This window comes from Enterococcus sp. 9D6_DIV0238 (assembly GCF_002174455.2).
Taxonomy (GTDB): Bacteria; Bacillota; Bacilli; order Lactobacillales; family Enterococcaceae; genus Enterococcus_L; species Enterococcus_L dunnyi.
The window spans coordinates 2,456,907-2,477,801 of sequence record NZ_CP147246.1 but is presented as its reverse complement, the minus strand read 5'-3'; the positions used below and the strand labels follow the sequence as shown (position 1 = coordinate 2,477,801).

31 protein-coding genes are annotated in these 20,895 nt (G+C 39.0%); 2 read left to right on the top strand and 29 right to left on the bottom strand.

Translation table 11 applies throughout. From position 1 onward, the window contains the following. The first annotated feature begins 103 nt into the window (after positions 1-103). Complete coding sequence (gene brnQ, locus A5889_RS11565) at positions 104-1,456, top strand: branched-chain amino acid transport system II carrier protein (protein WP_087642019.1); 1,353 nt, start codon at positions 104-106, stop codon at positions 1,454-1,456. 384 nt (positions 1,457-1,840) lie between these two features. Beyond that, positions 1,841-3,349: a helix-turn-helix domain-containing protein gene (locus A5889_RS11560; RefSeq protein ID WP_087642018.1), complete on the top strand. Its 1,509-nt coding sequence runs from the start codon at positions 1,841-1,843 to the stop codon at positions 3,347-3,349. A gap of 101 nt (positions 3,350-3,450) precedes the next feature. Here the strand turns inward: A5889_RS11560 and truA are convergent, their stop codons facing one another. From truA to rplV, 29 genes are all read right to left on the bottom strand, one after another. Further along, positions 3,451-4,197 carry a tRNA pseudouridine(38-40) synthase TruA gene (gene truA, locus A5889_RS11555; protein ID WP_087642017.1) on the bottom strand — a complete coding sequence of 249 codons (747 nt, stop codon included), beginning with the start codon at positions 4,195-4,197 and terminating at the stop codon, positions 3,451-3,453. 19 nt (positions 4,198-4,216) lie between these two features. Continuing rightward, on the bottom strand, positions 4,217-5,014 hold the full coding sequence (locus A5889_RS11550) for an energy-coupling factor transporter transmembrane component T family protein (RefSeq protein WP_087642016.1): 798 nt from the start codon (positions 5,012-5,014) through the stop codon (positions 4,217-4,219). After that, positions 5,011-5,877 (bottom strand): energy-coupling factor ABC transporter ATP-binding protein, encoded by an 867-nt coding sequence (locus A5889_RS11545; protein ID WP_176372893.1) that lies wholly within the window; start codon positions 5,875-5,877, stop codon positions 5,011-5,013. Before A5889_RS11545 ends, A5889_RS11550 begins: the two co-directional genes overlap by 4 nt. Next, positions 5,853-6,692, bottom strand: coding sequence for an energy-coupling factor ABC transporter ATP-binding protein (locus tag A5889_RS11540; RefSeq protein WP_087642014.1), 840 nt, complete (start codon positions 6,690-6,692; stop codon positions 5,853-5,855). Before A5889_RS11540 ends, A5889_RS11545 begins: the two co-directional genes overlap by 25 nt. Before the next feature lie 226 nt (positions 6,693-6,918). Continuing rightward, on the bottom strand, positions 6,919-8,094 hold the full coding sequence (locus tag A5889_RS11535) for a M20 family metallopeptidase (protein WP_176372892.1): 1,176 nt from the start codon (positions 8,092-8,094) through the stop codon (positions 6,919-6,921). A 14-nt stretch (positions 8,095-8,108) separates the two neighbouring features. Further along, positions 8,109-9,320, bottom strand: a complete 1,212-nt coding sequence (locus A5889_RS11530) for a hypothetical protein (RefSeq protein ID WP_087642013.1) — start codon at positions 9,318-9,320, stop codon at positions 8,109-8,111. Between the two features lie 284 nt (positions 9,321-9,604). Next, entirely contained in the window at positions 9,605-9,988 is a 384-nt protein-coding gene (gene rplQ / locus A5889_RS11525) for a 50S ribosomal protein L17 (RefSeq protein WP_069662435.1), read from the bottom strand. 27 nt (positions 9,989-10,015) lie between these two features. Then, positions 10,016-10,954, bottom strand: a complete 939-nt coding sequence (locus A5889_RS11520) for a DNA-directed RNA polymerase subunit alpha (RefSeq protein ID WP_069662434.1) — start codon at positions 10,952-10,954, stop codon at positions 10,016-10,018. 80 nt (positions 10,955-11,034) lie between these two features. Further along, entirely contained in the window at positions 11,035-11,424 is a 390-nt protein-coding gene (gene rpsK / locus A5889_RS11515; RefSeq protein ID WP_087642012.1) for a 30S ribosomal protein S11, read from the bottom strand. A gap of 27 nt (positions 11,425-11,451) precedes the next feature. Beyond that, positions 11,452-11,817: a 30S ribosomal protein S13 gene (gene rpsM, locus A5889_RS11510; RefSeq protein ID WP_069662432.1), complete on the bottom strand. Its 366-nt coding sequence runs from the start codon at positions 11,815-11,817 to the stop codon at positions 11,452-11,454. Positions 11,818-11,835: 18 nt separating this feature from the next. Further along, positions 11,836-11,952: a 50S ribosomal protein L36 gene (gene rpmJ, locus A5889_RS11505; protein WP_002288710.1), complete on the bottom strand. Its 117-nt coding sequence runs from the start codon at positions 11,950-11,952 to the stop codon at positions 11,836-11,838. 32 nt (positions 11,953-11,984) lie between these two features. After that, on the bottom strand, positions 11,985-12,203 hold the full coding sequence (gene infA / locus A5889_RS11500; protein ID WP_002356224.1) for a translation initiation factor IF-1: 219 nt from the start codon (positions 12,201-12,203) through the stop codon (positions 11,985-11,987). A 193-nt stretch (positions 12,204-12,396) separates the two neighbouring features. Further along, positions 12,397-13,047, bottom strand: a complete 651-nt coding sequence (locus tag A5889_RS11495) for an adenylate kinase (RefSeq protein WP_087642011.1) — start codon at positions 13,045-13,047, stop codon at positions 12,397-12,399. A gap of 172 nt (positions 13,048-13,219) precedes the next feature. Then, a complete protein-coding gene (secY, locus tag A5889_RS11490) occupies positions 13,220-14,518 on the bottom strand; it encodes a preprotein translocase subunit SecY (protein WP_087642010.1) in 1,299 nt (432 codons plus the stop codon). Beyond that, complete coding sequence (gene rplO / locus A5889_RS11485; RefSeq protein WP_069662429.1) at positions 14,518-14,958, bottom strand: 50S ribosomal protein L15; 441 nt, start codon at positions 14,956-14,958, stop codon at positions 14,518-14,520. Before rplO ends, secY begins: the two co-directional genes overlap by 1 nt. A gap of 37 nt (positions 14,959-14,995) precedes the next feature. Beyond that, a complete protein-coding gene (gene rpmD / locus A5889_RS11480) occupies positions 14,996-15,175 on the bottom strand; it encodes a 50S ribosomal protein L30 (RefSeq protein ID WP_069635453.1) in 180 nt (59 codons plus the stop codon). A gap of 13 nt (positions 15,176-15,188) precedes the next feature. After that, on the bottom strand, positions 15,189-15,689 hold the full coding sequence (gene rpsE, locus A5889_RS11475; RefSeq protein WP_069635454.1) for a 30S ribosomal protein S5: 501 nt from the start codon (positions 15,687-15,689) through the stop codon (positions 15,189-15,191). Positions 15,690-15,709: 20 nt separating this feature from the next. After that, positions 15,710-16,066 (bottom strand): 50S ribosomal protein L18, encoded by a 357-nt coding sequence (gene rplR, locus A5889_RS11470; RefSeq protein ID WP_087642009.1) that lies wholly within the window; start codon positions 16,064-16,066, stop codon positions 15,710-15,712. Between the two features lie 165 nt (positions 16,067-16,231). Then, positions 16,232-16,768, bottom strand: coding sequence for a 50S ribosomal protein L6 (gene rplF, locus A5889_RS11465; protein WP_087642008.1), 537 nt, complete (start codon positions 16,766-16,768; stop codon positions 16,232-16,234). Between the two features lie 31 nt (positions 16,769-16,799). After that, positions 16,800-17,198 carry a 30S ribosomal protein S8 gene (gene rpsH, locus A5889_RS11460; protein WP_010770626.1) on the bottom strand — a complete coding sequence of 133 codons (399 nt, stop codon included), beginning with the start codon at positions 17,196-17,198 and terminating at the stop codon, positions 16,800-16,802. Positions 17,199-17,233: 35 nt separating this feature from the next. Then, a complete protein-coding gene (locus A5889_RS11455) occupies positions 17,234-17,419 on the bottom strand; it encodes a type Z 30S ribosomal protein S14 (RefSeq protein ID WP_002356214.1) in 186 nt (61 codons plus the stop codon). Between the two features lie 18 nt (positions 17,420-17,437). Beyond that, complete coding sequence (gene rplE / locus A5889_RS11450) at positions 17,438-17,977, bottom strand: 50S ribosomal protein L5 (RefSeq protein ID WP_069635456.1); 540 nt, start codon at positions 17,975-17,977, stop codon at positions 17,438-17,440. A gap of 26 nt (positions 17,978-18,003) precedes the next feature. Beyond that, positions 18,004-18,312, bottom strand: coding sequence for a 50S ribosomal protein L24 (rplX, locus tag A5889_RS11445; RefSeq protein WP_069635457.1), 309 nt, complete (start codon positions 18,310-18,312; stop codon positions 18,004-18,006). A gap of 34 nt (positions 18,313-18,346) precedes the next feature. Beyond that, positions 18,347-18,715 (bottom strand): 50S ribosomal protein L14, encoded by a 369-nt coding sequence (gene rplN, locus A5889_RS11440; RefSeq protein ID WP_010766218.1) that lies wholly within the window; start codon positions 18,713-18,715, stop codon positions 18,347-18,349. Positions 18,716-18,773: 58 nt separating this feature from the next. Beyond that, positions 18,774-19,040, bottom strand: a complete 267-nt coding sequence (gene rpsQ, locus A5889_RS11435) for a 30S ribosomal protein S17 (protein WP_010761681.1) — start codon at positions 19,038-19,040, stop codon at positions 18,774-18,776. Positions 19,041-19,063: 23 nt separating this feature from the next. Beyond that, positions 19,064-19,252, bottom strand: coding sequence for a 50S ribosomal protein L29 (gene rpmC / locus A5889_RS11430; RefSeq protein ID WP_010766220.1), 189 nt, complete (start codon positions 19,250-19,252; stop codon positions 19,064-19,066). Continuing rightward, a complete protein-coding gene (gene rplP / locus A5889_RS11425; RefSeq protein WP_002356208.1) occupies positions 19,242-19,676 on the bottom strand; it encodes a 50S ribosomal protein L16 in 435 nt (144 codons plus the stop codon). The genes rpmC and rplP overlap by 11 nt, the downstream gene beginning before the upstream one ends. A 2-nt stretch (positions 19,677-19,678) precedes the next feature. Beyond that, positions 19,679-20,335 carry a 30S ribosomal protein S3 gene (rpsC, locus tag A5889_RS11420; protein ID WP_087642007.1) on the bottom strand — a complete coding sequence of 219 codons (657 nt, stop codon included), beginning with the start codon at positions 20,333-20,335 and terminating at the stop codon, positions 19,679-19,681. Between the two features lie 209 nt (positions 20,336-20,544). Beyond that, the gene (rplV, locus tag A5889_RS11415) at positions 20,545-20,892 is read right to left on the bottom strand and encodes a 50S ribosomal protein L22 (RefSeq protein ID WP_069662425.1); all 348 of its coding nucleotides are present in this window, start codon (positions 20,890-20,892) and stop codon (positions 20,545-20,547) included. Between the last annotated feature and the right edge of the window lie 3 nt (positions 20,893-20,895).

Sequence of the window (20,895 nt, the reverse complement as noted above, 5' to 3'; positions counted from 1 at the left end):
TAATTTTAAAACCGCTATCTTAGCGGTTTTCTTTATATTAGCTTGCTGTACTTCAGGTATTCTGTTATTTTTATTAAGGACAAAATATTAGGAGTGTGAAAGTGTGACAAAGAAATTATCGTGGCGTGAATACCTTTATGTAGGGTCTATGCTATTTGGTTTGTTTTTCGGAGCAGGAAATCTGATTTTCCCTGTTCATATGGGGCAAGAAGCAGGGGCAAATATTTTTCTTGCCAATCTTGGCTTTTTGATCACAGGTATTGGTTTGCCTTTTCTAGGTGTCATTGCAATAGGTATTTCTAAAAGCAATGGTGTTTTTGATTTGGCCACTCGAGTAAATAGACGATATGCCGTGGGATTTACTGTACTGCTCTATCTGACGATCGGACCTTTTTTTGCTTTACCTCGTTTAGCAACAACTTCATTTGAAATTGGACTGGCTCCTTTTGTTTCTACCAACCAACAAAAAATATTTTTAGCGATTTTTTCAGCGATTTTCTTTTTGATTGCTTGGGCTTTCTCGCGTAAACCATCAAAACTATTAGATTATGTAGGCAAATTTTTAAATCCCTTATTTCTATTTTTATTAGCTATTTTACTTTTATTTGCCTTTTTGAATCCTTTAGGTAGTATTTCATCTGCTGAAATCGGCAGTGCCTATACAGAAAATCCTTTTTTTAAAGGCTTCACTGAGGGCTACAATACACTGGATGCACTCGCTTCTTTAGCCTTTGGGATCATTATTGTTTCAACGATCAAAGGAATGGGTGTTGAAAAGCCGAATGATATAGCAAAAGACACGATCAAATCTGGTGCTGTCAGTATTATTTTGATGGGGGTTATCTATACTCTATTATCTTACATGGGAACGATGAGCTTAGGTGGATTTCCGCTTAGTGAAAATGGCGGCATCGCATTAGCTCAAATCGCCAACCATTATTTGGGGAACTTAGGAAGTATTCTACTTGCCTTTATCGTTATATTAGCTTGCTTAAAGACAGCGATCGGCCTGATCACTGCCTTCTCTGAAACGTTTGCTGAGCTTTTTCCAAAAAGATCGTATGCATTCTATATTGCAGCTGCTAGTATTTTACCTTGCTTATTCGCAAATGTCGGCTTAACAAATATCATTCAGTTTTCAATTCCTGTCTTGATGTTTATCTATCCTTTAGCTATGACCTTGATGCTTTTGGTCATTCTCAGCCCTTTGTTCCGCCATCGTCAAGAGGTGTATCAGACAACGACTTACGTTACTTTATTGGCTGCTTTATTAGATGCTTTAAATAGTGCTCCTGATTCCTTTAAAAACCTTGGTTTCGTGACTGCGATTTTAGATGCAGCAAATGCTTATCTTCCATTATTTACGATCGGAATGGGCTGGGTAGTTCCCGCAATCCTTGGGTTTATTATCGGTATTTTCTGGACGATGATCAAGAAAACACCGTTAGCTGAATAAAAACATAAGTCTAAAGTATAGCTCTTTGAGTTATATTTTAGACTTTTTCATTTTGGATAAAAATAGGACAAAACCATACTTGTACTCTCATTCCTTATTTAAAGAGCGACAATATCTACTTGGATTAAGGTTAGTAGAATACTGAAATCGTTTCACAACAAAAAATGCTTTTCCGGTTTTTTTCCATTTTTTGATAAGTTAGCTTTTTGACTTCTTAATGCTTTATTTTCCAGAAATATCGTTCATTTGTTTTTATCTTTTGTTCATATTTCCGCTAAAGCTCAGCTTTTTGTTAAGGATGCATCACTAAGTGTTTCAGCTCCATCGTCTTAGCTGACAAGTCTACCCTAAATACAGTAGAATAAGGGCAAGGAAGTGATAAACATGCTTTATGAAGAATTGATGATGGATTCAGGTGTATTGACAAAGTTTGAGCTTTTCAAACGAATCACACAAATCAATCAGCCTGATATCTCAATTACTCAATTATCGGAAGAAAAATCATTGAATTATCAACAAACTTTTATCATCTTAAATGAAATCAATAATGATTTATTGAAAATAATGAAAACACACCCTTCTATTTTAAAAAAAGCTGGTAAAATCGATAGTACAAAATTGCTCGTCACGATTGACGAATATCGCTACTTTTTATTAAAAAAGTCCGTACCATTTCAATTCATCCTGTATTTTTTAAATCATGAAGAACCTAGTATAGATGACTTTTGTCAACGTTATTTCGTCAGCCGTTCTACCGTTTCCAGAAAGATGCTGCCGTTAAAGAAGCATGTAAAACAATTCAACTTACGCTTTGGTTATACTGAAGCAAATTTGATTGGCGATGAACGTGCTGTTCGAGTGGCTCTTTTTAATGCGCTTTGGTTAGGAACGAGAGGTACAGCCTGGCCCTTTGAGAGTGTGGCTTTTGAGGATGCTGAGCGTTTAGCTGGCGCTTACGCTGAATACTTTCCTTTGTCTAGAACATATCTCGGTGCCAAAGAACTGACCTATTTTGCCGCAATTTTTCTGTGCCGGACACGGAAAAAGTTTTTTGTTCCTTATGATAGTCGCTATGACTTTTTGATGATGGACAATCCTTATTATGATTTTGAGCGTTTAAATAAAGAACTTGGTGCAGAGCAAACTCTTTCACCTGAACAAAGTAAAGGGGAGAGCAGTTTCATTTTCTTTCTGGCCCACTATGCTCCTTTTTATACGCTAGATGATGATCCTTCATTATTTCAAACACTCCATGATTTTTCAACTCGACCGAATCTCGTGTACGATATCGTCTCTGAATTTCTAGACTACGCGAAACGCAACATCTTTAAAAATGAACCTGAAGCACTGGATAATTCCATCATCATTGGTAATTTATTGAATGTGATGTTTGCCTTTTATGCCCTACGTCAACCTTTCCCTAATCTGGAAAAACTTGTTGAAGCTCCTAAAACACGTAGTAAAGCGGATCAATTCCTGGAAACAAATATTCACTTATTTTTTGAAGAAAAGTCTCAGGAAAAAGGGAGCAAATTCATTTACACGATCAAAAAACCGCTTGTTAATGCCTTTAAAAACATTTTACTGCCGATCTATGATAAACCAAAACACGCTGAACATTTAAAAGTGGGTGTGGCATTTGAGCATAATTTTCTTTTGGTCAGTAAGATCTATCAGTTCCTGAATGATCTAGGTTTTGTTGATGCAGCTCCTTACAAAGAAGAATTGAACGACGAGTATGATCTAGTTATCAGCTCTTCTCTATTACCTAGAAAAAAGACACCTGATTTACCTCTTTATTTCTGGGATCTTTCATATAAGGAAGAAGAGTTAGCTGATTTGTATCGTGTTTTACAGCAGTTGTTTGAGCAAAAAAATATTGTAGAAGATTGATCTTTCTTTTATTCTGAAGAAAAGAGCCTGATTTTTGGCCATCCTTTATAACAATAAAAGTCCCGAACAAAACTAGAAAACTGTTTTGTTCGGGACTTTTATTATTCATATTTTACTTCCATTAAATATAAGCCTTCCGGATTTGCTGTTGGTCCAGCAAAATTTCGATCCTTTGCAGCCAATATTTGCGGAATCGTTGTTTCATCAATGCGTCCTGATCCCATCTTAAGCAGTGTACCAACTAAAATACGGATCATTTTATATAAGAAACCATCTCCGCGAAATGTAAAAATCAATTCTTTTTCTGCTTCATTTACTTCAAGCTTCGCCTCATAAATCGTTCGAACTTTATCTTCGATTGCCGTACCTGAGGCACAAAATGAGGTAAAATCATGAGTTCCTAATAAATCAGGTAACGCTCGACGTATTTTATTTACATCGACCGGATACATAAAATGAGTTGCATAAAATCGCTTAAACGGACTTCTTGGTTTGCCAATATCTACACGGAAGCAATAGGTTTTTTCTACGACATGATAACGTGCATGAAAATCCTCCGGCACGATTTCTACGCTTTTCACCGCAATATCTTTCGGTGTTTGTGTATCCAATGCATAACGCATTTTTTCTAAATCACGTGTTTGGTCAAAATCAAAATGAATGACTTGACCTTCAGCATGGACTCCAGCGTCTGTCCGACCTGAACCAAAAATCGTGATCGTTTTGCCATTGTTTATTCTTCGCAATGTGTTTTCAAATTCCCCTTGGACGGTTCGTTTATCCGGTTGAATCTGAAATCCATTAAAATTTGTTCCATCATAAGCAATCACTGCTTTGTAACGCGGCATTTCTTTTCCACCTTTACTTCTAACTTCTGATAAAAATCAAGACTGCTGTTAAGACCCCAAAAGCCAGCATTACAATGGTATCATTCAAATGCCAATGTAAAATCCGATATTTTGTCCGTCCTTCTCCACCTTGATAGCCTCTTGCTTCCATTGCCGTAGCTAGATCTTCTGCTCGATTAAAGCTGCTGACAAATAATGGAATCAATAAAGGTACGATTGCCTTCATCTTTTGAATCAAGCTTCCTTCACCGAAGTCGACTCCTCTGGCACGTTGGGCGTTCATGATTTTTTCTGTTTCATCCATCAATGTCGGTACAAATCGCAAAGCAATCGACAACATCAATGATACTTCATGAACAGGAAAACGAACTACTTTTAACGGACGCAGTAGATATTCGATCGCGTCTGATAAATCAAGCGGCGGTGTCGTCAATGTCAATAAGGTCGACATGAAAATGATCAGCACAAAGCGGCAAAAAATGAATAAGCCATTGATCACACCAAACTCAGTGACGGTGAAAATTCCCCATTTGAAGTAAACTTCTCCTCCCTGGGTAAACAACATCTGCAATGCTACAGTAAAGAGAATCAGCCAAATCAGTGGTTTGATACCACGAATAAAGAAGCGAATATTGACTTTCGATAAAAAGATCGCAAACAGCGTAAATACAGCTAATACTGCGTACGTCTGCCAATTATTCGCCAAAAAGATGATGCCAATAAAATAAAAGCTGGCAATCAGTTTCGCCCTTGGGTCCATTGTGTGTATAAATGAATCCCCAGGAATGTAGCGTCCAAAAATCAATTTATTCATCACAGGTCAACACCTGCCTTCAACTCTTTTAACAAATCATCTGCTAGTGCCTCTGCTGTTAAAGGTAACGTGTCAAATGACATTCCTTTAGCTATCAGCTTTTCTGCGAAACTAGCAGCTGTAGGTACACCTAATTGTTTTTCCTTCAGCCAATCGATATCTTCAAATACACTTTGCGGAGTCCCATCTTTAACGACTTTCCCCTTTTCAAGAACGAGCACATGGTCTGCATAATTAGCTACATCATCCATTAAATGAGTGACTAAAACGATCGTCATCCCACGTTCTTCATGTAGCTTTTTGAACATTCCCATCATTTCTTTACGCCCTTGAGGATCTAAACCAGCTGTGGGTTCATCTAGAACCAGAATTTCAGGCTCCATCGCTAAAACCCCGGCAATTGCGACACGACGCATTTGACCGCCAGAAAGCTCAAATGGTGAACGCTCTAAATAGCTTTCGTCCAGACCAACAAGCGTCAGCATTTCTTTTGCTAATCGTTTTCCTTCTTCGTCACTCACACCAAAATTTTTAGGGCCAAAAGCGATATCCCTTTCAACAGTTTCTTCAAACAATTGTGCTTCTGGAAATTGAAAAACAATGCCGACTTTTTTACGGATAGGTTTTAAATTTTTATTATTCGTTTCAGGTAATATCGTCCGATCACCGATCATCACTTTCCCTTTTGTCGGCTTAACAAGTGCATTTAAATGCTGAAGCAATGTCGATTTTCCACTACCTGTATGCCCAACGATCGCTGTATATGAGCCTTCTTTTATCGTAAGATTCAAATCAAATAAAGCACGTTGTTCAAATGGTGTATTTGGCTGGTACGTAAAATCTACTTGTTCAAAACGGATGTCCATAGCCAGTCCACCATCCTTTCTTCAGTCAAATATTCATCAGGTACAGCAACGCCGCGATCTTTTAAAGCAATTTTCAATTTTTCCGGAAATGGTAAGTCAAGACCCATTTGGACTAACTCCGTTCCTGCAGAAAAAATATCAGCAGGAGTTCCTTCTTTGACTAGCTTCCCTTGCTTCATGACCAAGATTCTATTCGCATTAGCGGCTTCATCAATATCATGAGTAATCGAAATAACAGTTAGATTGCTTGCTTCTTTGATTTTTTTGATCGTCGAGATCACTTCTTCCCGACCTTCCGGATCAAGCATACTAGTTGCCTCATCCAAGATAATAATATCTGGACGCAAAGCAACAACGCCCGCAATTGCTACACGTTGTTTTTGACCGCCAGATAAACGAGCTGGCTCACGAGTGGCGAAGGAGTCCATCCGCACCTTCTCAAGAGCATCCTTCACTCTGATCACCATTTCATCACGTGGAATCCCTTGATTTTCCAAACCAAAGGCTACATCATCTTCTACTGTCGAGCCAACAAACTGGTTGTCAGGATTTTGGAAAACCATGCCCACCATTCGTCTGATTTCCCATACATTGTCCTCGTTCAATTCTTTACCACCAACCGAAATACTGCCCGCTTCCGGCAATAACAGTCCATTGATCGTTTTGGCCAACGTAGATTTTCCTGAACCATTATGCCCAATAATTGCTATCCACTCACCTTGTTGGATGGAAAAAGATACATCATTCAAAGCGGGAGAAGCCTCTTCTGGTTGATAGCTAAATTCAATATTTTTTAATTCAATTATCGGTTGCATCGCGTACTCCCTCAATTATTTAGTCTTACTAACACTAACAAAAAATCAGTGCTTTTTCAATCAAATCTTCTTTTATTTACGCTATTTTCTATTATAACAAAAGAAGCTGCAATATGGGAATTCTAATCTGTCAAGACAGGAATATTTATGTATTTTTTTGTCTCGTAAGCAAAAAAGATTGAAACATCTAGCAAAATGGTTTCAATCTTTTTGATTCATTATATTCTCAAGAATTCTGCTGCAAATATTCAAATGCATATTGCGCATAAAGCTCAGCACCGATCGCCATTGCATCCTCATCTACATTGAAACGCCCATGATGATGTGCCCATTGCGTATCCTTTTCGGGATTTCCACAGCCTACCAGAGCAAAACAACCGGGTGTATGCTCCGTGAAATAACTAAAGTCTTCACCACCAGTAGTTGGCGGCTCTTGGATCAGTGCTTGCTCGCCAAAGTTTTCTTTGATCACGGATTGAGCAAAAAGAGCGTCTTTTTCATCATTGATCACCGGCAGTGTGCCATGATCATAAACGAGGTCGGCAGTACCGCCATACATCGCTGCTGTCTGCTCTGCAAAGCGTTTTAACGCATTCTCTACACGATCACGAGTCTCAATGCTAAAACAGCGTACAGTTCCTTCTAAGCGTGCATTTTCAGCAATCACATTAAAGCGAGTTCCGACATCCATTTTTCCTACCGTCACAACAACAGGATCTAGCGGATTTGTCTCTCTTGAAACGACTGACTGCACATTCATCACAAAGGAAGACGCAATCAACGCTGCATCTACACATGCATCCGGCATAGCACCATGACCACCCCGACCTTTAAAATCGACAGAAAAAATATCAGCCGAAGCAAACGACGAACCCACCACACAAGAGGCTGTTCCTGAACGCATCTGTGACCAGATATGGATACCGAATACATTATCTACATTATCAACAGCCCTTTGTTCAACCATTGCTTTCGCTCCCTGAGCATTTTCCTCTGATGGTTGAAAAATAAAGCGAACAGTCCCCTTTATCTCTGACTGAACTTCTTTCAATGCTTTTGCTGCTGTTAAGAGCATTGCAGTATGCGCATCATGTCCACAGGCATGCATTTTTCCATCTTCTAATGATTTATACGGCAATTCATCATTCAGCTCCTGAACTGGTAATGCATCCATATCAGCTCTTAAGGCAACCGTTTTACCAGCTTTCCTACCAACAAGCTCTGCAATGATCCCTGTTGGTTCGGTTTTACGATAAGGAATACCAAGTTGATCGAGTACTTCAGCAACCTTATCAGTCGTTCTAAATTCTTCAAATTGCAATTCTGGATGTTGATGGAGATCTCTTCTAAACTCAATCATTGTAGGTGTATATTTTTCAATCAACGCTTTTAACTGTTCCATATTATCATTCACTCCTATAAGCTTAATAAAATACTTGAAAAAATTCCTGCTAAAATTACAGAAACAATCGTCACTGTGATGAAACCTGCTACTAACATCGGCGGCATCATATGATGCGTCAACGCTTCTATTTCCTTTTCATCTTCTGTTAGCGACTGGATGACTTCGTTAGTAATGATATAGTCTGCCGGAAATCCGTAAAGTGCTGTTAAAGACACTGCAAAGGCCATTTCTTTACTAACACCTAATATCCTACCCACAATTGCAGAAAAAAGATACATACCCGCTACACCAATAATGATGATTCCTACCATCGGTAAAAGCAGCTCTTCCAACATTTCAGGTGTTGCCTTTTTTAAGCCATCAAAAATAAAGAGCATCAATCCTAAAATAGCAAAACCAAAGCTATTTGCTTGTTTCAAAGGCTGCTTTTCTAAAAAGCCTAAAGTAGAAGCGATAACACCAAAAAATAGACAGAGAACAAAAGGGCTGATCGAAACAAAGGAACTGCACCAAACAGATACATAGTATGCTGCCAAAGCCACACAAGCCAAGCGGAAAATACGTGAAAAATCTGTATGATATTTTTTAGGGACTTTTTTGAATAATTTAGGAATCGTTTCATCCTCTATAATAGAGTCTTCTAAAGAACTTTTCTTTTGCTCATTTACCGGCTGCCATTGTCCATTACGATATTTTTCGAGCATTCGCTTTCCTTCCTTCTTTAACATGATGGAGGTTAAAGGATAGCCAGCGAAGCCCTGCATCACATAAATCAGAATAGCTAATACTGATAATGAGGTCAATCCAGCGGTCTGCGCTGCCTCAGACATAATCAAAGATGAAACTACTCCTCCTACTAATGGCGGAACTGCTACTAAAACTGTTTCTAAATCAAATATAAAAGAACCGACAGTCAATAACAAGACAACGATTCCCGTGATTCCTGATAAGGTGATCACGATCGTTTTCCATTGATTGCCCAGTTCCTTGATCGATAATAGTGTGCCCATATTCGTAATCAATAAATACATCAACAATGTTGCTACTACAGGTGGGATCCCAGCAATTTCAACAATATTTTTTGGAAAAAATGTCCAATACCCTACAACAAATAGCACAGCACACACGAAAACTGATGAAACCCAAGCTTTTGTTTTACTTGAAATGATATCACCAATATATAAAATACCCATTACTAATGTAAAAGCCGTCATTTGCGCCATATTATTCCCCTTTCTCACATTATTTTTCAGAAAATTCTAATTAAATAAAGTATACTAAAAATAACACTTATGCGCAATAAGATGACAAAAAATACTATTTAGTTTTATAAACACAAAAAAAACCCCAAGAAAGTTCCTAGGGCAAAAAAATACACCTTATACTATGATGAGTGCTTCTCTGCTGAATATGCATTCAGCAGAGAAAGCGTTGAGCTAGACTAGGAGTCGCCTCCAACATCATAACACTCTAAAAGAATCATCTATAAAGTGACGGTATAGTTTGATTATTTAACAAATTCAATAATTACCATTGGCGCTGCATCTCCGCGTCTTGGTTCTGTCTTCAAGATACGAGTGTAACCACCTTGACGTTCAGCATAACGAGGTGCTAAATCATTGAATAGTTTTTGTAAAGCTGATTCAACAACAATAGCTTCGTTTTCTTCACGTACGCTGGCAACTTCATTGCGTACAAATGTCGCTGCTTGACGACGAGCATGAAGATCTCCACGTTTGCCTAATGTAATCATTTTTTCTGTAGTTGAACGAATTTCTTTCGCACGAGCTTCAGTTGTAACGATACGTTCGTTGATAATTAAATCAGTAGTTAAGTCACGCAACATTGCCTTACGTTGGCTTGATGTGCGTCCTAATTTACGATAACCCACGTTGGTTTTCCTCCTTCGTAAAAAGTATTAATCGTCTTTACGTAAGCCTAAACCTAAATCATGCAATTTCAGTTTAACCTCTTCAAGAGATTTACGACCTAAATTACGTACTTTGATCATTTCTGGTTCAGATTTATTTGTAAGTTCTTGTACAGTGTTGATACCTGCACGTTTTAGACAGTTGTATGAACGAACAGACAAGTCTAGTTCTTCGATGGTCATTTCCAACATTTTTTCTTTTTGTGTTTCTTCTTTTTCAACCATGATTTCAGCATTTTTCGCTTCATCAGTAAGGTTTACAAAGATGTCTAAATGCTCAGTCATGATCTTAGCAGCTAAGCTAAGAGCTTCTTGAGGAATGATTGAACCATCAGTCCATATTTCCATTGTTAATTTGTCGAAGTCATCACGACGACCAACACGAGTGTTTTCTACTTGGTAGTTCACACGGCGAACTGGCGTATAGATGGAATCAACAGGGAGAACACCGATCGGCATATCTTCCTTTTTGTTTTCGTCTGCTTGAACATAGCCACGACCAGGTTTCACTGTTAAGCGAGCGTGGAAAGTAGCTCCTTCAGAGACACTACAGATAACTAAATCTTTATTCAAGATCTCAACATCGCTGTCAACGATAATATCGCCAGCAGTTACTGTAGCAGGTCCTGTAATATCGATCTCAAGGGTTTTTTCTTCTTCTGCATAAAGCTTCAAAGCTAGACCTTTGATATTCAAAATGATTTGCGTTACGTCTTCTCTAACACCTTTAATTGTAGAAAATTCATGCAGCACTCCATCGATTTGAATATTGGTAATAGCAGCTCCTGGTAAAGAAGATAATAAAATACGACGTAGAGAATTACCTAAAGTAGTCCCGTAACCTCTTTCCAGCGGTTCAACGACGAACTTGCCATAATCTCTATTTTCATCAATTTTTTCGATTCTTGGTTTTTCAAATTCAATCATTCTTATCTATACCCCTTTCAAAACGAAAAGTGTCTTGTTCAATGACGTTCTTGATTCAAACTCAGAATGAGTGGCACTCATTAAACACGACGGCGTTTTGGAGGGCGGCATCCATTATGAGGAACTGGAGTCACGTCACGAATTGCAGTCACTTCTAAACCTGTTGCTTGCAATGAACGAATCGCTGCTTCACGTCCAGAACCTGGTCCTTTAACTGTTACATCAACAGTTTTAAGTCCGTGTTCTTGTGCTGCTTTAGTTGCAGCTTCTGCGGCCATTTGAGCTGCAAACGGTGTTGATTTTTTGCTTCCTTTAAAACCTAATGATCCTGCTGATGACCATGCTAACGCATTTCCATGAGTATCAGTAATCATTACAATTGTATTATTGAATGTAGAGTGGATATGTGCAATCCCAGATTCTATATTCTTTTTCACACGGCGTTTACGACTAACTTTTTTTGCTGCCATGAAGATCTAACCTCCTTCACTTAGGAATTATTTTTTCTTGCCTGCTACAGTACGAGCTGGGCCTTTACGAGTACGTGCATTATTTTTCGTGTTTTGTCCACGAGTTGGTAATCCACGACGATGACGAATTCCACGGTAAGAACCGATTTCCATCAAACGTTTGATGTTCAAGTTCACTTCACGACGAAGATCCCCTTCAACTTTTAACTTATCAATTTCCGCACGGATCGCATCTGTTTGTTCGTTTGTTAAGTCACGAACGCGAATATCTTCAGATACGCCAACGTTTGCTAATACTTGTTTAGCTGTAGTGTTTCCAATACCATAAATATAAGTAAGAGAAATTACTACACGTTTATCACGAGGGATGTCTACTCCTGCAATACGAGCCATTCTACGTTACACCTCCTATTATCCTTGACGTTGTTTATGTTTTGGATTTGCTGGGCAAATGACCATAACACGTCCTTTACGGCGAATTACTTTACAATGTTCACACATTGGTTTTACTGATGGTCTTACTTTCATGATAATACCTCCCTGAATTTTACGGAGTACAATTATTTAAAGCGATAAGTGATTCGACCACGAGTTAAATCATAAGGAGATAACTCTACAGTCACTTTATCTCCAGGTAAAATTCGAATATAGTGCATACGGATTTTACCGGAAACAGTAGCAAGAACTTGGTGTCCATTTTCTAGTTCAACTTTAAACATTGCATTCGGCAAAGTTTCGACGACTGTACCTTCGACTTCAATCATATCTTCTTTAGCCACGCACAGTACCTCCTTGTACTTGTTTCGCATTTTCACACGATAAAATGGCGGAAACTTCAGCTCCCACCTAGAATTTTCAATTAAACTTCCACAAAAAGGTAGAAGTCGGACTGATACATTCTATCATAATTTATTCTATTTGGCAAGAGAATCTGAATCATACACAAATGGTAAGCTTGTGGCAATTCAAGTACTATCTTTTTTCAATGATTTCTTTCACTTCAGAAAAAACAGTATCGATCTCGCGATTCCCATCTATTGTGTGCAGTACGTTTTTAGCTTTATAAAAATCTAAAATCGGTGCACTGCTTTTGATGTTGACAGCCAGACGGTTTTTGACCGTTTCAGGCTTATCATCTTCTCTTTGATAAAAATCATGTCCGCCGCAACGATCACATGTTCCTTCCACTGCTGGAGGATTGAAAATTTTATGATAAGTTGCTCCGCATGTACGGCAGATAAAACGGCCGGCCAAGCGATCAACCAACACATCTTCTTCTACATGGATGTCGATGACTGCATCGATTTTTTTATTTAATTCTTGTAACATTTTATCTAATGCTTCTGCCTGATCCAGCGTCCGTGGAAAACCATCTAATAAAAAGCCTTTATCAGTATCTGGTTCAGCCAAACGTTCTTTGACGATACCGTTTGTAACATCGTCTGGAACCAAAGCACCTTTATCGATATAAGATTTCGCTTCTAAGCCAAGAGCAGTTTCGTTTTTCATTGCGGCACGGAACATATCTCCAGTAGAAATATGCGGAATACCGTAAGTATCGACGATTTTCTCTGCTTGAGTTCCTTTGCCTGCTCCAGGCAATCCCATTAAAATGAGGTTCATTTCTTTTCCTCCTAATTTTAAAGGCTGGCTTATGAAGCTAGCCTATGGTGAGAATCAAGGTCGAGACGGAAGTGCTTCATTTCAAGAAACAACGTTACTTCCAAGAAAGCTACTTCTGTCACGCCACTTAAGGTAGAGAGAAAAACTTGCGTCTTGTCTCAGTACATGATTCTTACTTATTGATAAAGCCAACATATTGACGTTTCAACATTAAACCTTCTAATTGTTTCGCTGTCTCTAATGCAACACCTATCACAATCAGTAAGCTAGTTCCCCCAAGACCGATAGATTGCGGTAATTGCCAGACCATTTGAGCAATGATCGGTAATAGTGCAACTAATCCTAGGAAAATAGAACCGACAACACTTAGTCTCATTAACATTCCAGAGATATATTCTTCTGTCCCTTTACCTGGTCGTACGCTTGGAATATAACTTCCCTGCTTTTGTAAGTTCTCCGCTAATTTCTCAGGGTTTACTTGAACAAAGGCATAGAAGAAAGTGAAAGCAACGATCAGTACAGTATAAATAATCGCACCTGGAACGGTATTGTAACTAAAAATTTGTGTCATAATATCATACCAGCCTTCGCCGGAATAATTTTTAGAAAACGCCTGTAAGACAGCGTTTGGTGTCGCAATCAATGAACTTGCAAAGATAACTGGAATAACACCGGCAGCATTTACTTTTAACGGTAAATAACTACTTGTTGGTGCACCAGAGACACGTTTTGTATACTGGATCGGAATTTTGCGTTCTGCTTGTTGGAAGAAGGTTACTAATGTAACCACGATTAAAATCGCAATAATTAAAATCACAATAAAAATCACAGACTGCCAAATTCTAGAAGACTCGATATTGATAAAGTAATCTTCAATGATTTCTTTGATCCCTGCTGGGACTCTTGAAATGATCCCTGCAAAAATGATCATCGAAACGCCATTGCCGATTCCTTTTTCAGTAATTTGTTCTCCTAACCAAGTAACAAACATCGTACCACCAGTTAAAATCACAGCGATCGTTACAAAAGTTCCGATGCTAGGATTTTTTACGATCCCAACTGAACTTAATTGGTTGAAACCAGCAGTGATCCCCATTGACTGAGCGATCCCCAAGACGATCGTTAAATATCTTGTTGCCTGATTCAACTTCTTACGTCCAACTTCACCTTGTTTTGACCATTCTACAAATTTCGGTATGATATCCATTTGTAAGAGTTGAATAATGATAGATGCTGTAATGTACGGTGAAACCCCCATCGAAAAGATCGAGAAGTTTTGCATCGCACTACCGCTGACCATATTCAGCATGTTTAAAAATGGTAAATTGCTTAAGTCTTGCAATCCTTTTGCATTTACGCCAGGTACTGTAATATGAGCACCTAAACGAAATACAAAAAGAATGAATACAGTAAACAAAATTTTTGATCTAATGTCTTTGACTTTAAAAGCATCTTTTAACAGTTTAAACATTAGATCACCTCGATTGATCCACCAGCTGCAACAATTGCTTCCTCTGCTGCTTTAGAGAATTTAGCTGCTTTCACAGTTAATTTTTTAGTTAATTCACCGTTAGCAAGAACTTTGATCCCAGCTTTTTCGTTTTTAACGATTCCAGCTTCGATCAGTCCTGCAGGTGTAACTTCAGTTCCATCTTCGAAACGATTTAAGACATCTAAGTTGATGACTGCGTAATCTTTACGGTTGATGTTCGTGAAGCCGCGTTTTGGTAAACGACGGAATAATGGAGTTTGACCCCCTTCAAATCCTAAACGTACACCGCCGCCTGAACGAGCTTTTTGCCCTTTTTGTCCGCGACCGGCTGTTTTACCATTACCAGATGAAGTACCACGTCCAACACGGTTACGTACTTGGCGTGAACCTTCAGCAGGTTTCAATTCATGAAGTTTCATTGGTTTGGCACCTCCTTAAACAATGTACTATTGTAAATTAAACTTCTTCAACGTCCACTAAGTGTGAAACAGTGTTGATCATACCTTTGATTGCTTCATTCGCAGGTTTCACAACAGAGCTGTTTACTTTTCCTAAACCTAATGCTTTAACTGTATCTTTTTGGTTTTGAGGACGTCCGATCACGCTGCGTTTTAATGTAACTTTTAATTCAGCCATTCTTATGTCCTCCTTATCCTAAAATTTCTTCTACAGATTTACCGCGAAGTGCTGCCACTTCTTCGGCACGTTTTAATTGTTTCAACCCTTCAACTGTTGCGCGAACAACGTTGATCGGCGTGTTTGAACCTAATGATTTTGATGTAATATCTGCTACACCAGCTAATTCCAATACGGCACGAACTGGTCCACCAGCGGCTACCCCAGAACCTTCTACTGCAGGTTTCATAAGGATACGGCCACCACCAAATACCCCAATCACTTCGTGAGGGATAGTCGAACCAACCATAGGCACTTCAACTAAGTTTTTCTTCGCGTCTTCAATTGCTTTACGGATCGCTTCTGGTACTTCTTGTGCTTTACCAGTACCAAAACCAACGTGTCCGTTTTTATCTCCCACAACAACTAAAGCAGCAAAACGTAGACGACGTCCACCTTTAACAACTTTTGTTACACGGTTGATCGCAACTACGCGGTCTTCTAATTCCAAGTGTTTTGGATCAATATAAACCATGAATGGTGTTCCTCCTTCTCCTAAAATTCTAGTCCATTTTCACGTGCTGCTTCAGCTAAAGCTTGCACACGGCCATGGTAAAGGTATCCACCACGGTCAAAGACTACTACTTTGATGTCTTTTGCAGCGGCACGTTCAGCAATTAATTTACCAACAGCTGCAGCTGTTTCTGTTTTGTTTCCACCTGAAATTTCTTTATCTAAGGCAGAGGCACTTGCTAGCGTTACACCCGCTACGTCATCAATGATTTGCGCGTAGATGTTTTTGTTAGAACGAAAAACGTTCAAGCGTGGGCACTCAGCAGTACCAGAGATTTTGTTACGTACACGGCGATGTCTCTTTTGACGTGTTTTGTTTTTATCTGGTTTTGTAATCACAATTGTCACCTCTTTAATTTTATTGGACCACCATTTCAGGCAATCAACGAGTTGCGGAAAATAGAAGCTGTGACACAAGTAAAATCTCTTTTAATGAAGGCAAGCTTCATCAAAACAGCTTTTTCTTGTTGCTCGCTTCTAAGCGATTTCCCTACACATCTCTTATTATTTACCAGTTTTACCTTCTTTACGGCGTACGAATTCACCAACATAGCGGATTCCTTTGCCTTTATAAGGTTCTGGAGGACGAACGCCACGGATGTTCGCTGCTAATTCACCAACGTGTTCTTTGTTAGCGCCTTTAACAACTACTTGTGTGTTCGAAGGTACTTCTACAGTTACACCAGCTGGTGGTGTGATTTCTACTGGATGAGAGTACCCAACGTTAAGAACTAATTTAGTCCCTTGCATTTGAGCACGGTACCCAACCCCGATAAGTTCAAGTCCTTTTTCAAAACCTGTACTTACACCAACGACCATGTTATTGAAGTTGGCACGAGTTGTTCCGTGGATTGTTTTCATTTCTTTGCTATCGTTTGGACGAGTGAAAGTTACTACGTTTCCATCGATATTCATTGTGATATCAGCAGAAAATTCACGAGTCAATTCACCTTTAGGTCCTTTTACAGTAATGTTGTTTCCTTCTTGTTTGACTTCTACGCCAGCAGGAAGTTCAACGATTTTATTACCAATACGGCTCACTTAGAGACACCTCCTTGTGTGTTTTTTTAAATTACCATACGTAGGCGATTACTTCGCCGCCGATGTTTTTAGCTCTCGCTTCTTTATCAGTGATAACACCTTCAGAAGTTGAGATGATCGCGATTCCTAGACCGTTTAATACTTTAGGCACTTCGTCAGATTTGACATAAGCACGTAAACCTGGTTTAGAAATACGTTTTAAGTTAGTGATAACACGCTCTTCGTTTTTACCATATTTAAGGAAAACACGGATCACGCCTTGTTTGTCATCTTCGATATATTCTACATCGCGTACGAAACCTTCACGTTTCAGGATCTCAGCGATATCACGTTTGATTTTTGATGCAGGCACTTCTAAGCTTTCATGTTTAACCATGTTAGCGTTACGAATGCGAGTTAGAAAATCTGCAATTGGATCTGTCATGACCATTGAACTATTTACCTCCTTTATGCGAGTTTACTTGTTTACCAGCTAGCTTTCTTCACGCCGGGAATTTGACCTTTATAGGCAAGTTCGCGGAAGCAAATACGGCAAAGATGAAATTTACGATAAACTGAATGTGGACGTCCGCAACGTTCACAACGAGTATAAGCTTGTGTTGAATGTTTAGCCGGGCGTTTGTTTTTAGCAATCATTGATTTTTTAGCCACGTAGTTCGCCTCCTTATTTTATTTTTGGAATGGCATACCTAATTGTGCTAACAACTCACGAGATTCTTCATCTGTGTTTGCTGTTGTTACAATAACGATGTCCATGCCGCGTACTTTATCTACTAAATCATAATCAACTTCTGGGAAGATCAATTGTTCTTTAATACCTAAAGTGTAGTTACCACGTCCATCAAAGGCTTTTTTGCTTACACCGTGGAAGTCACGTACACGAGGTAGAGAAACAGATACTAATTTATCTAAAAATTCGTACATTCTTTCACCACGTAAAGTAACTTTCGCACCGATCGGCATACCTTCACGAAGACGGAAACCAGCGATTGATTTCTTAGCTTTTGTGATCAATGGTTTTTGACCTGTGATCAACGCTAATTCTTCAACAGCTTTATCTAAGTTTTTTGCGTTTGATACAGCATCGCCCACACCCATGTTGATAACGATTTTATCAACTTTTGGTGTTTGCATAACTGAACTATAATTAAATTTTTCCACTAATGCTGGAGTAATTTCTTTAATATATTTTTCTTTCAGGCGGTTCATTTAGTAAGCCCCTCCTTCCTTTTAATCTATTTATCTAAGACTTCACCGGTTTTTTTAGAAACACGGACTTTTTTACCATCAACTTCTTTATAACCTACACGACCAGCTACTCCTGTACCGTCAATTACCATCACGTTAGATACATGAATCGGCGCTTCGACTTCCAAGATGCCGCCTTGCGGTGCTGCTTGGTTAGGTTTTTGGTGTTTTTTCATGATGTTGACACCTTCAACGATGACTTTGTCTTTTTTAGGAAACGCTGCTAATACAACGCCTTCTTTATTTTTGTCTTTACCAGTGATAACTTTTACTTTATCGCCTTTTTTAACAAACATTATAGTTTCGCACCTCCTTTGATACGCGTCCTGATTATAATACTTCTGGTGCTAGAGAAACGATCTTCATGAAGTTGTTTTCACGTAATTCACGTGCAACAGGACCGAAGATACGAGTTCCACGCGGGCTCTTATCGTCACGGATAATCACCGCAGCATTTTCATCAAATTTAATGTAAGAACCGTCTGTACGACGAGCTCCTGATTTTGTACGAACGATAACGGCTTTTACTACTTCACCTTTTTTAACAACTCCACCTGGCGTTGCTTGTTTGACCGTAGCAACAATCACGTCACCAATATTAGCAGTTTTACGTCCAGAACCACCTAGTACTTTAATCGTTAAGATTTCACGAGCACCTGAGTTGTCTGCAACTTTTAATCGGCTTTCTTGTTGGATCACGATGTGTATCCCCCTTTCAGATTTTATGTTTCAATCTATATAGGAAAATCTCGTTTTATTAGATAATAACTGCTTCTTCGACTACCTCTAGTAAACGGAAACGTTTTGTAGCTGATAATGGACGAGTTTCCATGATTCTTACGATGTCTCCAACTTTTGCAGTGTTGTTTTCATCATGAGCTTTGTATTTTTTAGAATATTTCATGCGTTTACCGTAAATAGGGTGGTTTTTCTTCGTTTCTACGACAACAGTGATAGTTTTATCCATTTTGTCTGAAACAACACGACCTTGGTAAACTTTGCGTTGATTTCTTTCTTCAGTCATACGCGTTTGGCCTCCTTCCACTATTAGTTAGCTTGTTCACGCAATACTGTTTTGATGCGTGCAATCGATTGACGTACTTCTTTAATACGTGCAGTGTTTTCTAATTGACCTGTTGCTAGTTGGAATCTAAGATTAAACAATTCTTCTTTGAATTGCTTTTCTTTTTCAAGCATTTCGGCAGTGGTTAATTCTCTGATTTCTTTAACCTTCATTCGATTCACCACCCATTTCCTCACGTTTTACAATCTTAGTTTTGACCGGTAATTTGTGGGATGCAAGACGAAGTGCTTCACGAGCTACTTCTTCAGGTACGCCTGCGATTTCAAACATGATCTTGCCACGTTTTACTGGAGAAACCCAGCCTTCAGGAGCCCCTTTACCTTTACCCATACGAACACCGATAGCTTTACTTGTGTATGATTTGTGAGGGAAAATTTTAATCCATACTTTCCCGCCACGTTTCATATAACGAGTCATAGCGATACGGGCAGCTTCGATTTGACGGTTAGTAATCCAGTGAGATTCAGTTGCTTGTAAACCCCATTCTCCAAATGCTACTTCTTTTCCGCCTTTGGCTTCACCGCGCATTTTACCTCTAAATTCACGACGGTGTTTTACACGTTTAGGTACTAACATGATTATTTCCCTCCTTTCTCAGTGTTTTTTTTCGTTGGAAGAATTTCTCCACGGTAAATCCACACTTTAACTCCTAATTTTCCGTAAGTTGTGTCTGCTTCTTCCCATGCGTAATCAATATCTGCACGCAAAGTATGAAGTGGAACTGTACCTTCAGAGTAACCTTCTGAACGAGCGATATCAGCACCGTTTAAACGACCTGATACTTGTGTTTTGATCCCTTGAGCGCCTGAACGCATTGTACGTTGGATCGCTTGTTTTTGTGCACGACGGAATGCTACACGGTTTTCTAATTGACGTGCAATTCCCTCGCCGACTAATTTTGCATCTAAATCTGGTTTTTTGATTTCAACGATGTTGATGTGAACTCGTTTACCAGTTAATTTGTTCAATTCTTTTCTTAGGTTTTCGACTTCAGATCCGCCTTTACCGATAACCATACCTGGCTTAGCTGTGTGGATTGAAATGTTTACGCGATTTGCAGCACGCTCGATCTCAATTGTAGACACAGCAGCATCAGCAAGTTTTGATGCGATAAATTTACGGATTCTTAAATCTTCGTGTAAGAATTCAGCATACTCTTTTTCAGCATACCATTTTGCATCCCAGTCGCGGATGATGCCTACACGCATTCCAATTGGATGTACTTTTTGACCCACTGATTGTCCCTCCTCTTAATTGGTGACACTTGCTTCTTTCAAACAAGTTTCTTTTTGAGGTTCGGTAGCCATTGCTGCAACACACAGTGACTGCTTCGCAGAACTGATGTGGTACAGTACAAGGTGACTGTAAGGAACGTTGCTCCTAAAAAGTCACTTCACTTTAGGCTCCTCCTCTTATCTAGTGATATCTGTTTTTCTGAAACAGATTATTTTTCTGATACAACTACAGTGATATGACTTGTACGTTTGTTGATTGGTGATGCTGAACCTTTAGCACGTGGACGGAAACGTTTCATTGTTGGTCCTTCGTTAACGAAAGCTTCAGATACTACTAAGTTCTCAACATCTAAGTCAAAGTTGTTTTCAGCGTTAGCAACTGCTGACATTAAAACTTTTTCAATAACTCCAGCCGCTTTGTTCGGTGTGAACTTCAAAATTGAAATTGCGTCTGCAACGCTTTTCCCTCTAACAAGATCAATTACTAAACGTGATTTACGAGGAGAAACGCGAACTGTTTTAGCAGTCGCTTTAGCTGATGTGATTTGTTCTGCCATTTG